Below are 14,794 nucleotides of genomic sequence, written 5' to 3' on the forward strand. Positions count from 1 at the left end.
TATAGATTTGTACTGTTTCTAATAGTCAACTTAATTTAACTACCAATGAACTTAAAAATTACACTTGTAACATTATTTGTTGCTTTCAATTTTAGCTTTTTACTTGCTCAAGAAGGCGTAGTAAGAGGTACAATTACAGATGAAAACGGAATTTATGTTCCTGGCGCATCGGTGATGATTCAAGAACTCAAAAAAGGGACGGTCACTAATTTTGACGGAGAATTTACCTTGTTAGATATTCCTGTAGGAACGTATGAATTAGACGTAAAATATTTAGGATACGAAACCCTATCGCAAGAAGTAATTGTAGAAAAAAATAAGACACTATCTGTAAAGTTTGTTTTAAATGCTGCGGAAACTACTTTAGGAACGGTTCAAATTATTGGGAACGGTTTAAGCGCTCAAGCCAAAGCTTTAAACTCGCAGAAGAACAAAACAAACATTACCAATATTGTTTCAACAGATCAAATAGGGAAATTTCCAGACGCTAATATTGGTGATGCCGCCAAACGTATTCCTGGTATTACCATGCAAGTAGATCAAGGAGAAGCTAGAAATATTATTATTAGAGGTTTAGCACCACAACTTAATTCGGTTACTTTAAACGGAAGCAGAATTCCTTCAGCAGAAGGTGATAATCGTAATGTTCAGATGGATTTAATTCCATCAGATATGATTCAAACAATAGAAGTGAGTAAAGCAGTAACTCCAGATATGGATGCAGATGCTTTGGGAGGTTCTGTAAATTTAGTAACTCGATCTTCTCCAGAAAGTTTTAGACTTTCAGCTACCGTTGGTTCAGGGATGAATTTTATTACCAACAAGCGTATTTTAAACGGATCTTTTTTAGTGGGAGATCGTACTAAAAACGGCAAGTTTGGTTATATGCTTTCAGCATCTATTAATGACAATGATTTTGGATCTGATAACGTAGAAGCAGATTGGAATAATGAATTTGAATATAATGCTGGCGATCCAGATAATTTAGAAGAGGTGGCAGTAACCCCTTATGCTGAAAAGTTTGAAACTAGAAAATATTTGGTGCAACGAGTAAGACGTAGTTTTTCTGCCAATTTTGATTACCGTTTTAATGTTAATAATTCTATTTATTTCAAATCGATGTATAACTGGAGAGATGATCGTGAAAATAGATTTGCGATGACTTCAGAAATTTTAGATGGTGAAGATATTGAAGCAGGAGATTTTGAAGTAACCAATGGAAATTTAACTCGTTTTCCTGCAGAAATTACCAGAGAAACAAAAGGTGGCATTCCTGGCGGAAGAACCCAAAACCGTAGGTTAGAAGATCAGCGTATGCAAAACTACACCTTGGGCGGAGATCATATTTTTGGAAACGTAAAAGTAGATTGGATGGGAGCTTATGCAAAAGCTTCAGAAGAACGTCCAAATGAACGTTACGTGGTTTATGCTTCAGAATATCAGGTGAATAATGGAGTTAATACAAGAAAACCATTGCATTCTGCAGTAGAAAGCCCAGATTTAGGCAATTTTCAATTAGACGAATTAACCGAAGAATATCAATATACCGAAGAAGAAGATATTAATGTTTTTGCAAATGCAGAATTGGCTTCAGACTTTTTTGGAAACGGAGATGGCATCATCAAATTTGGAATTCGTGGAAGGTTTAAAAATAAAAATAGAGACAACAATTTCTTTGAATACAGTCCGCTAGCAGATAATATTAATTCTTTAGGGGACGTTAGAACTAAAACTTATGCAGGAGACGGATTCTTAGCTGGTAGTCAATATCAGCCAGGAGTATTTGCTTCACCTGAATTTTTAGGAAGTTTAGATTTAAATAATTCAGATCTTTTTGATAAAGAAGATGTTAAAGATGAATATTTAAGTGAAAACTTTGATGTAAAAGAAAATGTCTATGCTGGTTATGTGATGGCTAACCAAAAGCTATCAGATAAATTAAGTCTTCTAGCTGGTGTACGTGTAGAAGCTACTCAAATAGAAAGTACCGGAAACGAAGTGAATTATAATGAAGAAGGTGAGTTTACAGGAGCTATGAAAATTAAAGCAAAAAGTGATTATACTAATATTTTACCAGGCTTACATTTTAAGTACGATTTAAATGAAAAAACTGTGTTGCGTTTAGCGTGGACCAATACACTTTCTAGACCTAACTATTTAGATTTGGTGCCTTACGAATCTATAAATAATGAAGATGAAGAAATTACTTTAGGAAACACAAACTTAAATCCCACAACCTCGATGAACTTCGATTTTATGGCAGAACACTATTTTGGACGTGTAGGTTTACTTTCGGGAGGTGTTTTTTATAAAGATATTAATGATTTTGTTTATACTTATGTTGTTGAAGATCAAGCAACGGGTTACGATAAATACCAGCCTTTAAATGGCGATGATGCAAGTATTTTCGGTGTAGAGTTATCGTTTCAGCGGCAATTAGATTTCTTGCCAGGTTTTGCAAAAAACTTTAGCATTTATACCAACTATACATATTTACATTCTACCGCAAACGGAATTAGAAACGAAGATGGCGACGAGCGTGGAGAGTTAGATTTGCCAGGTTCTTCTCCAAATATGTTTAATGCGTCCTTATCATATTCAGATAAAAAATTTAGCGCAAGACTTTCAGGTAATTTCTCTGATGCATATTTAGATGAATTAGGAGGCAATGATTTTGAAGATCGTTACTATGATCATCAGTTCTTCTTAGATTTTAATGTAAATTATTCATTCACTAAAAACTTAAGCCTTTACGCAAGTTTAAATAATATTACCAATCAACCTTTACGTTATTACCAAGGTGTAAGCAGTAGAACAATGCAAATGGAATATTATGAAAGAAGACTAACCGTAGGTCTAAAATTCAATTTATATTAAACATTAGAATAATTAGTTACTGCTCGATTAGAAACTTTGAGCAATAACTAATTTATACCCTAAATATTTACTTATGAAAAAAATACTAATAGCAATTGCTAGTATCGCTTTCGCATCTTGCGGACCAGAATTACCAGAAATTAAACCAGATCTTATTACCGAATCTACTTTACACGATACCGACGATCCTGCCATTTGGGTGAATAAAAATAATACAGAAGAAAGTATTGTTTTTGGTACCGATAAAGATACGGATGGGGCAATTTATGCCTTTGATTTAGACGGAAAAATTATTGAAGCGAAAACCCTTCGTGGGATGAAACGCCCCAATAATGTAGATGTAGCATACAATGTGAAAATCAACGATTCTGTAACTACCGATATTCTGATGTTTACCGAAAGAGAACGCGAGCAAATACGTTTATTTTCTGTACCAGATATGAAACCTTTAGATCAAGGTGGTTTTAAAGTTTTTCAAGAGAAACGTGAGAATGAGTGGAGCCTTCCTATGGGAATTTCAATTTATAAATCCCCAAAAACCAATAAAACTTACGCAATAGTAGGAAGAAAAAACGGACCTAAAACCAATTACTTACATCAGTTTGAATTGGTGCCTGCAGGAGACTATATTGAATTTAAGCTAGTGAGAGAATTCGGTAACTTTAGTGGTGAAAAAGAAATTGAAGCTATTGCAGTAGATGAAGAGTTGGGCTACATTTATTATGCAGATGAAAAAGTTTGTGTTCGCAAATACCAAGCAGAACCAAATGTTAATAATACAGAGCTTTCTTGTTTTGGAGCAGAAACGTTTAACAGAGATATAGAAGGGATTGCGATTGCTACTTATAAAAACAGGGAAGGTTATATTATTGTTTCAGATCAACAAGAACATACCTTTAATTTCTTCGATCGAAAAACCAACGAATTTTTATTCGCTAAAAACTTAGGTACCACAGAAACCGATGGTTGTGAAGTTTACACAGGATATTTAAATGAAAAGTTTCCTAACGGACTTTTCGTAGCTATGAATGATAATAAAAATTTCTATTTCTATGACTTATCGAAGATTATTGACGCTAAGTAGTTTAATTATTTTTTGCATACTCCTAAGTACGCTTAATGTTAGCGCGCAAAAAAAATACTACAATCAAAACGAAAATGAAAATTTAAAAAACCTTCAGGTTGAAGAAGACGGTTATCATTTTTATGTAATTGGTGATTGGGGAAGAAACGGACATTTTAAACAAGCCGAAGTTGCCAGTATTATGCAGCAAGCTGGTTTTATTTTAGAGCCTGAGTTTATCATTTCTGTGGGAGATAATTTTTATCCCGATGGGATTGCTTCTGTAGATGATCCTTTTTTGAAAAGTAGTTATGAAGATATTTATTACGGTTCTAATTTGTTTTGCCCTTGGTACGTAGTTTTAGGTAATCACGGTTACCGTGGTAATATTCAAGCGCAAATAGATTATACCAATATAAGTCAGCGTTGGAAAATGCCTTCGCATTATTATGAGGTTGAAAAAACGCTAGAAGATGATAAATCTAAAGCAAAGTTTATTTTTCTAGATACCAATCCGTTTGAGGACGATTATTATAATGCTGAAAAATATGCACAAGTAAAAACACAAGATTCTTCGAAGCAGAAAAAATGGCTAGAGAAAACCTTGAAAAACTCTACTGCAGATTGGAATATTGTAATTGGTCATCATCCATTATACACCTCAGGAAAGAGGGTGGATGATGAACCTTATGTAAGACATCATTTAGAAAGTTTATTTGAAAAATACAATGTTCCTGCTTACTTTGCAGGGCACGAACACGACATCCAGCATTTAAAACCGAAAGATGTAAAAACACATCATTTTGTTTCTGGTGCAGGGTCTGAAGTGAGGCCAACAGGAATATCAGATTTTACGAAGTTCTCGAAATCTGAACAAGGATTTTTAATTGTAAGCTTATTACCCAATAAGATGTTGGTGCAAGCTGTAAATTGGAAAGGTGAAGTAACTTATAGATGTGAGATACCCAAATAATAAGTCTTAAATACGTTTTCTTTCAATGAAAAAGCCCGCAATTAGCGGGCTTTTTCTATTGTGAATTACTAATAAATAATTAGTATCTGTAGTATTCAGGTTTAAACGGCCCTTGTACTTCAACACCGATATATTCAGCTTGTTCTTTAGAAAGTTCAGTTAATTCAACTCCAATTTTTTCTAAGTGTAAAGCAGCCACTTTTTCATCTAAATGTTTAGGTAGCATATACACTTTGTTCTCGTATTGTTCAGGACGATTCCAAAGTTCGATTTGCGCTAAGGTTTGGTTGGTGAATGAGTTACTCATCACAAAACTAGGGTGACCAGTTGCACAACCAAGATTCACTAAACGGCCTTCAGCTAATAAGATAATATCTTTACCATTAATGGTATATTTATCTACTTGTGGTTTAATTTCAACTTTAGTATCACCGTGATTATCATTTAACCAAGCAACAGCGATTTCGTTATCAAAATGCCCAATATTACAAACGATGGTTTTGTCTTTCATCGCTTCAAAATGCTCTCCACGAACTATATCTTTATTACCAGTAGTGGTAATAACGATATCTGCTTTATCAAGTACATTTTCTAATTTTTTTACTTCAAAACCGTCCATAGCAGCTTGTAATGCACAAATTGGGTCAATTTCTGTTACGGTAACGATAGATCCTGCACCTTTAAAAGATTGAGCAGTACCTTTACCAACATCACCATAACCACAAACAACTACGCGTTTTCCGGCTAACATCACGTCTGTAGCACGTCTAATAGCATCTACAGCACTTTCTCGACATCCGTATTTGTTATCGAATTTAGATTTAGTAACTGAGTCATTTACGTTAATGGCTGGCATTACTAAAGTCCCATTTTTCATACGTTCGTATAAACGGTGAACGCCGGTAGTGGTTTCTTCAGATAACCCGCGAATGCCTTCGGCTAATTCCGGATACTTATCAAAAACCATATTGGTTAAATCTCCGCCGTCATCTAAAATCATATTTAGTGGTTTGCGATCTTCTCCAAAGAAAAGGGTTTGCTCGATACACCAGTTAAATTCTTTTTCATTCATCCCTTTCCAAGCGTAAACAGGCACTCCGCTAGCAGCAATAGCAGCGGCAGCTTGATCTTGGGTAGAGAATATATTACAAGAACTCCAAGTAACTTCTGCACCCAAAGCTGTTAAGGTTTCGATAAGAACTGCAGTTTGGATAGTCATGTGTAAACATCCTGCAATACGAGCGCCTTTTAACGGTTGTTCATCTTTATATTCTTCACGTAAAGACATTAGTCCAGGCATTTCTGCTTCAGCAAGTTCTATTTCTTTACGACCCCAATCTGCAAGGGAAATATCTTTTACTTTATACGCCGTGTAAGGCACTGTTTTCGTACTCATATTCTTATATTTGTTAATTCGCAATTTTTCTGGTACAAAAATACATAATATCTAATAAATTTTATGGCTCTTTATAAAACTATAACAGTTAATGAACATACTAACGTCTTCATTTGGAAGATTGAAGAGTCGCTAGAATGGTTATCAAAAGATATTAAGTTAACTGAAAATTGTCAGAATCGAGTAGATAAGATGAAGTCTGAAATTCATCAACGTGGTTTTATGAGTATTCGACATTTATTAGCAGAAGCCGGATATACTGATTTTGATTTGTATTATGACGAGCAAGGAAAACCACATTTAAAAGATGGTAAATATATTTCCATCACCCATTCATTTGAATTTTCTGGAATAATTGTAAGCAAAAAACCCATCGGGATTGATATTGAAAAGCAACGCCATAAAATTTTAAAAATTGCACCTAAATTTACACCTTTAGAAGAGTACCACACGCTCGCGAATGAAGAAGCAATAATTAGAAAACTTACCATTGTGTGGGGAGCTAAAGAAGGAATTTATAAATTAATGGGAATTTCTGGTTTATTATTTTTGCACCATATGTATGTAGAAGATTTCTCTTTTGGAGATGAAGAGCTTTCTGCACGATTAAACTATAAAGGTGAACAAACAAACTTCAACTTAAAATACTTAGAATTTGAAGGCTTTACTTGCGTTTACACGCTTTTAGCTGAATGATTTTTGTTGGTTCTGAAATTTTTCAGTCAAGCTTTATTTTAGATAACTTGTTAATTCATAGGGAGTGAATGAGATTTACTTGTAGAATTATTTTAAATTTTTTAGTAATTGAAGGGGTTACTCTTTATAATTTAATAAGTTTTAAATTCACAGGGTGAAATTTTAGAAAGTTTAAAATAAATTCAAGACATTTATTGCCGTTAAAATTTTACTGAACTTATGACCGAAATTTTTGATTGGCTTTTTGCACAATACCAAGACATCCCTACTTATTTAGTGGTTTTAGAGATAGCTGGAGTAGTCTTCGGGATTTTAAGTGTTATTTTTTCTAAAATGAATAATATATGGGTTTATCCAACGGGGTTGGTAAGCACTTTTTTATATGTTTATATTCTTCAATATTATGGGTTATTAGGAGATATGTTGATAAATGCCTATTATTTTTTAATGAGCATTTATGGCTGGTATGTTTGGACACGAAAAGTAGATGGTCAGCATCATACTCCAATTACCAAAACAACAAAAAGCGAACAAAAACAAACAGTTTTAATTTTTATAGCAACCGTTTTAGGAATTACTCTGCTGTATGAAAGCTTCGATAAATGGGAGGCCTGGTATTCTTATACAGATATTTTCACCACCGCTATTTTCTTTGTAGGAATGTGGTTAATGGCAAAAAAGAAAATTGAAAATTGGATCTATTGGATTATCGGAGATATTATTTCAGTGCCACTATACTTTTATAAAGGCTTAATGTTTAGTGCCGTTTTGTATTTAGTTCTTACGGTAATCGCTTTTTATGGGTATTTTTCGTGGAAAAAGTTGCTTTACAAACCCGTAGAAAACTTAACGTAATTTTTTAATAGTGGTAACTATTAAAATAATGTCAAAACTTACCCCCATATTATTAATGTTTTGATAAAGTAAAATTCATTTTCTAAAGAAATTGTATTTTTAAAATCCATTATATAGAAAATAATTAAATGTACATATTACAATAATTAAGGTTAATTGTAATAAAGTTATATTAAATATAGTTAGATTTTGATAACATTTTTTATTTTAAAGTCTAAGTGTATTTTAGTTTTAGTAATAATATAATTCAGCCTAAATGATAGAGGAAGCAGTTTTAAATAATGATGATATAGCTCAAATAAAAAAGCACGGTTTAGAGGTAAACACTGTGAAAAATCAATTAGCAACTTTTCAAGAAGGTATTCCTAAAGTAGAGTTGGTTAGTGCTGCGAGTGTTAGTGACGGAATACAGTCTTTTAGCGAAGCAGAAATAGAACTCTTTTCTAGAAAATATGAAGACTCGAAGTTAGATGTAATAAAATTTATACCAGCTAGTGGTGCAGCTACACGTATGTTTAAAGTTTTGCACCAATTCTTAAAAGATTTTGATGCGCAAGAGAGCTCACTTTCAGAATTTATCGCAGCTCAAGAATCTAATTTACTAAGAGATTTTTTTCATCAAAAAGAAAATTTTCCTTTTTATAACGATGTTGTAAAGGAAGCAAAGAAAAACCATCAAAATTACTCTCAATTATCTAGTGATGAGCAAAATCACATCTTTGTTCAAACCTTACTCGATGAACAAGGACTTAATTTTAGTAATCTTCCTAAAGGCTTAGTTCCTTTTCATAAATATGAAAATCATACATTAACCGCTTTTGAAGAACATTTATTTGAAGCTTCTAAATATTCTAAAAGAAAGGGAATCGCTAAGCTTCATTTTACAGTTACAGAAGAACATCTAGAAAAATTTAAAATTGAATTTGAAAAAATTAAAGAACGTGTAGAGAAAGCAACATCTACTAAGTTTGAGGTTGAGTATTCTTTTCAGAAAAAAGCAACAGACACTATAGCAGTAGATTTTAAAAACCAGCCTTTTAGAAATGACCAAGGAGAAATTTTATTTAGACCTGGTGGACATGGTGCGTTAATTGAAAATTTAAACGATCTAGATACGGATCTTATATTCATTAAAAATATTGATAATGTAATTAAGCAAGAACATGTAGATTTAATCGCTAAACATAAAAAAGCATTAGCTGGAGAATTAATAAATGTGCAAGAAAAAATATTTGAGATTCTAAAGAGAATCGATATCGATGGTTTCAATAAGCACATTTTAGCCGCTGCTAATAATCTTTTAAATGAAAAGCTTAGTGTTAAAACTACCTTAGAATCTGAAGAAGATGTAAGACTGTTTTTAGACAGGCCAATTAGGGTTTGCGGTATGGTAGTAAATCAGGGAGCTCCTGGTGGTGGTCCATTTTGGGTAAAAGATGGGGAAGATAATATCTCTTTACAAATTGTAGAAGGTGCGCAAATGGATAATGAAAATCCAGAGCAGTACAAAATATCTAAAAATGCAACACACTTTAATCCAGTAGATTTAGTTTGTTCTGTGAGAAATTATAAAGGAGAGAAATTCGATTTAACCCAATACGTAAATCCTAAGAAAGGTTTTATTACAAAAAAATCTAAATTCGGGAGAAATTTAAAAGCATTAGAATTGCCAGGATTATGGAATGGCGGAATGGCTTATTGGAATACTATATTTATAGAAGTGCCTGTAATTACGTTTAATCCTGTAAAAAATGTGGTAGATTTACTTAGCGAAAATCACCAAGTATAATTAGATGTTTAATAGAAATCATGTTTTAAAAGAAGTAAATTTTAAAGCTGTTTTAAGCTCTGGTCCAGGAGGTCAACACGCCAATAAAACAAGTACAAAAGTAGTCTTAAATTGGAGTTTGATTAATTCTGAATGTTTTTCTGAAGAGCAAAAGGAGCGGTTGTTATTTAAACTTCAAAATAGATTAACTAAGAATAACGTTCTACAGCTAAGTGCAGACCATACTAGAAGTCAGCACAAAAACAAAGAAATTGTCATTGGAAGGTTTTTTAATGCCTTAGAAGAAGCGTTGAGATCTTCTAAACCACGAAAAAAAACTAAACCTTCAAAGGCTGCAAAATTAAAACGATTAAAAAATAAAAAAATACAATCAGATAAAAAGACTAATAGAAAGAGTCCGCTCTTGTAATGTATTTAGGTATTAAATATGTGTATTAAGTCTACAGTTTTACTGTAGACTTATTTTTTTTCTACAAGTTTTAAACGATATTTAAAAATGTAACATTTTGGTATATAGTGTTTTGAATGTTTTTTTGTTCTTTTGGTATAACTTTTTCTAATATTATAGAAAACACTTAGTTATGAAAAAGTTTACTACAGTTTTAGCAGTTATTTTTACAATTTTTATAGGTACATCGGTTAACGCACAAAAAAAAACTGAACAAAATGTAGAATTTGAATTCAGAAAAGATAAAGTTATCTATCAACCTGTAGATGTGAGTCAATTGCCACAACCTGTAATCTCTGCTGTTAAAAATGATTTTAGCGCAGAGGTAATTAGCGCACAAGTTAATCAGTATGAAGAATTCAAATTACAAATTAGAACTACAGAAGCTACTACAAGAACAGTCTATGCTAATGCAGAAGGAGCTTGGATAAAACCCACAGAATAGCTGCAAAAAAACACTTTTAATGTTACGTTTACTAAAAGTAATAGAATGCAAATCTTAATTGAATTGAGTAGAGGTGGATTATAGTAGTTTTTCATGGGAATTTTAAATTTTTTATATCCCGCAATTAGTGATTTTGCATTTATTTAAAAAGCGGTCTTTTAAAGACCGCTTTTTTTTATGATTATTTTACTAATGGAAGTGCTCATATTTTCTAATTTTGCGGCTACAAGCATATTTTAATTATGGCGAAAATACTTATTGTTGAAGATGACGTTGCATTTTGTCAAATGCTCGAAACTTTTTTAAAAAAGAAAGGTTTTGATGTATATATATCTCATACTGGTAACGATGCTGTCGCCAAAATTAATGCACAAAAATTTCAGATTGTACTTACAGATGTGAGACTGCCAGATAAAGATGGTAATGAGATTTTAGAAATACTAAAGCATAATTTTCCGGCAACAAAAGTAATTTTAATGACAGGTTATGCAGAAGTAGATTTAGCGGTTAACGCTATGAAAATGGGAGCTTTTGATTATATCTCTAAGCCTATTAATCCTGAAAAAATGCTTCAGGTAATTCATAAAGCTTTAGAAAGTGAAAAAGAAGAGCCTTCAAAAGTTGAAGAGAAGCCAAAACCTGCTAAAGAAAAAAAGAAAACCATTAAAAGTTATGTTTCTGGCGTAAGCGATGCTTCAAAAAAACTAACTGATTATATTAAATTGGTCGCACCCACCAATATGTCAGTTTTAATTATTGGAGATAGCGGTACCGGAAAAGAGTATGTAGCTAAAAATATTCACGATCAGAGCAAAAGAGCTAATAAGCCTTTTATTGCGGTAGACTGTGGGGCTATTCCTAAAGAAATTGCATCGAGCGAATTTTTTGGTCATATAAAAGGTTCTTTTACTGGGGCGGTCAATAATAAAACGGGTCACTTTCAAGCTGCCAACGGTGGTACGTTATTTTTAGATGAAATAGGAAATCTAAATTACGAATTGCAAGTACAATTACTCCGCGCTTTACAAGAGCGTAAAATTAAACCTGTAGGCAGTAATCAAGAAATAGAGGTAGATATTCGAGTAATTACCGCTACTAATGAAGACCTCAAGAAAGCTGTAGCTGAAGGGGAATTTCGAGAAGATCTTTTTCATCGGTTAAATGAATTTAGTATTCAGGTTCCTGCTCTTAGAAAACGAAAAGATGACCTCATGCTGTTTGCAGATTACTTTTTAGAAAAAGCGAATGATGAATTAGATAAAGAGATTATTGGTTTTTCAGATGAAGCCTTAGCTTTATTAAATACCTATTCTTGGCCTGGTAATTTACGTGAAATGCAAAATACCATTAAAAGATCGGTTTTACTTTCTACAGGGAAAATTATAGAAGTAGAAGCGCTGCCTATGCAAATGCATAACGATGTTAAAGAAGAAGAAAGTTACAGTTTATTTAAAAATAAAAATGAGCAAGAACTCATTCTCGATGCTTTAGAACAAGCTAATGGTAATAAGAGTAAAGCGGCGAGAATACTAAATATTGACAGGAAAACACTTTATAATAAATTGAAGCAATACGATATTAAACTGTAAGTTCTTTTTTCAATTCGGTTAATAATAAAGCTGTTTTCTCTACGGCTTTTTCTGCCAATAGGTAAATTTCTGACTTGTTAAGGTTTAGCTTATTTTGTTGCTCTAATTTTTCGATAAGACTAATTACACTTTCAGCTTTAATTTGTCGAAACATAGGAAGCATTTTGTGAGCTGTAAATGCAATTTTCTTTAGCTCTTGTTCTTCTTTAGCTTGTTGAAGTCCCTGTAAATTTACTTGTGTGTTTTCTATAAAAGTATTTAGAAGTACACGTAAAGATTCTTGATCACCGTCGGTAAATACTTTTAAATCATGAAGATCATACAGCGCTGTAGAATTTGAAGTCTTCTCTTGTTTATTAGCTTTCAACAAGCTTACGTTATTTATTTCTTCATAAGGTAAATTTAAAATTTTAACAATTTTAATAAGTAGCTCTCTAGCTTCATACGGTTTAATGATATTAGTAGTAAATCCTTTTTCGATATAAAATTTCCTTCTAATTTCTGTTCTGCCCGATAATGCGATCACAGGAATATGTTTAAATTTTTTATTCTTTTTTAAAATTCTAATCAATTCAAAACCATTCATGTTTGGCATTTGTATATCACTCAAAATAAGATGGTAATTGTCTTTTTTAAGATCTTTGAGTGCGTTTTCAGGTGAGTTGGAAGTACTGAACTCAAAACCAGCTTGACTCACAATTTCAGCAGTTAAAGCTAACTGAGTAGGATCATCATCTAAAATGAAAATTTTTCTCCCGTGGGTATCTTTAATGTGAATATCTTTAGTAGAGTTAGTTGTGGCGGTATGCTTTGCATTTTCTACCGGAATAAGTAAGGTAAAAGTGCTGCCTTTACCTAATTTGCTTTCTAGAAAAATCTCTCCATCTAATAAATTTACTAGTTTTTTAGTAATCGCTAATCCTAATCCTGAGCCGCCATATTTTTTTTCAATAGAAGATTTAGCTTGAGAAAATTCATCAAAAATAATTTGTTCTTGTTTTTTTGAAATTCCAATTCCAGTGTCTTTAATGACAATTTTTAACTTGTTAGTGGTGATTGATGAGGTATCTAAACTCCCGATAATACTAATTTTTCCTTTTTCTGTAAATTTATAAGCATTGCCTATTAAATTCATTAATATTTGTTGAATTCTAAAAGGATCACATAAATAAGCTTGCTCAAGAGAAGCTTCTAAGTTAAGTTCTACATTTAAGTTTTTAGTATCTTCTGAAGGAATAATACCATCTATACTGTCTTTAATTAAATTAGCAGGGGTAAATGGTAATTTTTCAATTTTTACTTTGCCGGATTCTAGTTTAGAAAAATCTAGCAAATCATTAACTAAGTGTAAAATGTAGAGCGATGATTTTTGAAGTTTCTCTAAATAATGTTGTTGTTTTTCAGAAATTTCAGTTTTTAATAGCAAATCAGAATAACCTTTAATCGAGGTTAGAGGAGAGCGTAAATCGTGCGTGACAGCTGCCATAAATTGTTCTCTTCTCTTGAGTAATAATTCGGCATAAGCTTTAGACTCTTCTAATTCGCTTCTGTATTTCTGACTTCTACTAGTGTCTTTTAAAATTAAAAAAACAAAAAGTAAAATGGTGAGTACGCATGCAACTCCTAAAATGATAATTAAATTAGAGGTCTCTGTTAAAATTTCTTGTGCAGAGGCTACTTGCGATAGAGATTTTTGAACCTCTTCTTGTTCTATTTGAGAACGTAATTTTCTTATTTGTATGCTTAGGTCTTGATCTGTTTCTAAAAGATCATTCTCTTTAGAAAGCACAGAGTTTTGGTAGGCTATCTCTTCATTTTCTAATCGGCTCAACACATTTTTCATCGTATTAATTAATGAATCTGCAGATTGATGTGTAAGTCGGTTAGCGTTATCTTTTTTGGCGTATTCTAAATACTTTACCAAAACTTCTCTTACGTGAGGTTTGTAGCTTTTTAATCGCTCATCATAATTGTCGTCTTCGAAAATAGAGTTCGTTTTTTCGAGTTCATTTAACACACGATCATAATAATTTTCGCTTCCATTTTTCTTCCTCAAGTTAAGCAACTCAAGTAAGTTTTGCTTTTTTAAGGTAAGTAGTTGCCCAATACTATCTAAATCTACTACCGTAGAATCTTCAGTGGGATAGGTAGCTTTTAATGAATTTAAAAGAACGGAAATCGTATCTAATTGATTATTGAAAACATCTATTTTTTCAGGATGTTGATTTTGTACAATATTTCTGCTAATACCTTCTGCACTATATAAATTGGTGACCACATCACTAATTAAAATGAGCCGTTTATTATTAATATTTCCAATTCTATTGGTCTTGGTAAGGTTTTCAACTTTCCCATAAATAAACCAAACAGTCACTACGGCAAAAATAGTGAGTAAAATGTACCCAAATAGTACTTTAAAGGTGATGGATTGTTTCGTATTTTTCACAATAAACAAAAATAATTTCTACACCGATAAAACTCCTTAAAATTATGGTAAATTAAAAAATAACTTATAAGTTTGCCGTAAATCTCAAAGGGGTGCCGAAAGGCTGAGATCATACCCAAAGAACCTGGGCAGGTAATGCTGCCAAGGGATAAGAAAAACTTGCTAGCGGTTTTTCTAGAATTTAGTATGTAACTCCTGAATGAACTTTTAAAAGATG

11 protein-coding genes are annotated in these 14,794 nt (G+C 32.3%); 9 read left to right on the forward strand and 2 right to left on the reverse strand.

The genetic code is table 11. From position 1 onward, the window contains the following. Positions 1–45: 45 nt before the first annotated feature. The 3 genes from KW502_RS01010 to KW502_RS01020 all read left to right on the forward strand — a co-directional run bounded on the left by KW502_RS01010 (position 46) and on the right by KW502_RS01020 (position 4,913). Complete coding sequence (locus tag KW502_RS01010) at positions 46–2,877, forward strand: TonB-dependent receptor (RefSeq protein ID WP_219038661.1); 2,832 nt, start codon at positions 46–48, stop codon at positions 2,875–2,877. A 73-nt stretch (positions 2,878–2,950) separates the two neighbouring features. Beyond that, on the forward strand, positions 2,951–3,961 hold the full coding sequence (locus tag KW502_RS01015; RefSeq protein WP_219038662.1) for a phytase: 1,011 nt from the start codon (positions 2,951–2,953) through the stop codon (positions 3,959–3,961). Next, positions 3,930–4,913, forward strand: a complete 984-nt coding sequence (locus tag KW502_RS01020) for a metallophosphoesterase (protein WP_219038663.1) — start codon at positions 3,930–3,932, stop codon at positions 4,911–4,913. Before KW502_RS01015 ends, KW502_RS01020 begins: the two co-directional genes overlap by 32 nt. A gap of 79 nt (positions 4,914–4,992) precedes the next feature. Here KW502_RS01020 and ahcY read toward each other — a convergent pair whose 3' ends face one another. Continuing rightward, the gene (ahcY, locus tag KW502_RS01025) at positions 4,993–6,309 is read right to left on the reverse strand and encodes an adenosylhomocysteinase (RefSeq protein WP_219038664.1); all 1,317 of its coding nucleotides are present in this window, start codon (positions 6,307–6,309) and stop codon (positions 4,993–4,995) included. A 63-nt stretch (positions 6,310–6,372) separates the two neighbouring features. Here ahcY and KW502_RS01030 point away from each other — a divergent pair, with 63 nt between their 5' ends. The 6 genes from KW502_RS01030 (at position 6,373) to KW502_RS01055 (ending at position 12,131) form a co-directional block, all read left to right on the forward strand. After that, entirely contained in the window at positions 6,373–7,005 is a 633-nt protein-coding gene (locus KW502_RS01030) for a 4'-phosphopantetheinyl transferase family protein (RefSeq protein ID WP_219038665.1), read from the forward strand. A 219-nt stretch (positions 7,006–7,224) separates the two neighbouring features. After that, entirely contained in the window at positions 7,225–7,860 is a 636-nt protein-coding gene (pnuC, locus tag KW502_RS01035; protein WP_219038666.1) for a nicotinamide riboside transporter PnuC, read from the forward strand. 256 nt (positions 7,861–8,116) lie between these two features. Then, positions 8,117–9,649: a DUF4301 family protein gene (locus KW502_RS01040; protein WP_219038667.1), complete on the forward strand. Its 1,533-nt coding sequence runs from the start codon at positions 8,117–8,119 to the stop codon at positions 9,647–9,649. A gap of 4 nt (positions 9,650–9,653) precedes the next feature. Continuing rightward, positions 9,654–10,058 (forward strand): alternative ribosome rescue aminoacyl-tRNA hydrolase ArfB, encoded by a 405-nt coding sequence (arfB, locus tag KW502_RS01045; protein ID WP_219038668.1) that lies wholly within the window; start codon positions 9,654–9,656, stop codon positions 10,056–10,058. Between the two features lie 172 nt (positions 10,059–10,230). Then, the gene (locus KW502_RS01050; RefSeq protein WP_219038669.1) at positions 10,231–10,542 is read left to right on the forward strand and encodes a hypothetical protein; all 312 of its coding nucleotides are present in this window, start codon (positions 10,231–10,233) and stop codon (positions 10,540–10,542) included. 242 nt (positions 10,543–10,784) lie between these two features. Continuing rightward, positions 10,785–12,131 (forward strand): sigma-54-dependent transcriptional regulator, encoded by a 1,347-nt coding sequence (locus KW502_RS01055; RefSeq protein WP_219038670.1) that lies wholly within the window; start codon positions 10,785–10,787, stop codon positions 12,129–12,131. Here the strand turns inward: KW502_RS01055 and KW502_RS15565 are convergent. Beyond that, the gene (locus KW502_RS15565) at positions 12,121–14,577 is read right to left on the reverse strand and encodes a hybrid sensor histidine kinase/response regulator (protein WP_219038671.1); all 2,457 of its coding nucleotides are present in this window, start codon (positions 14,575–14,577) and stop codon (positions 12,121–12,123) included. The two genes, KW502_RS01055 and KW502_RS15565, sit on opposite strands and share 11 nt — an antisense overlap. Positions 14,578–14,794: the final 217 nt, after the last annotated feature.

The organism is Mesonia aestuariivivens, assembly GCF_019311235.1.
Lineage (GTDB): Bacteria > Bacteroidota > Bacteroidia > Flavobacteriales > Flavobacteriaceae > Mesonia > Mesonia aestuariivivens.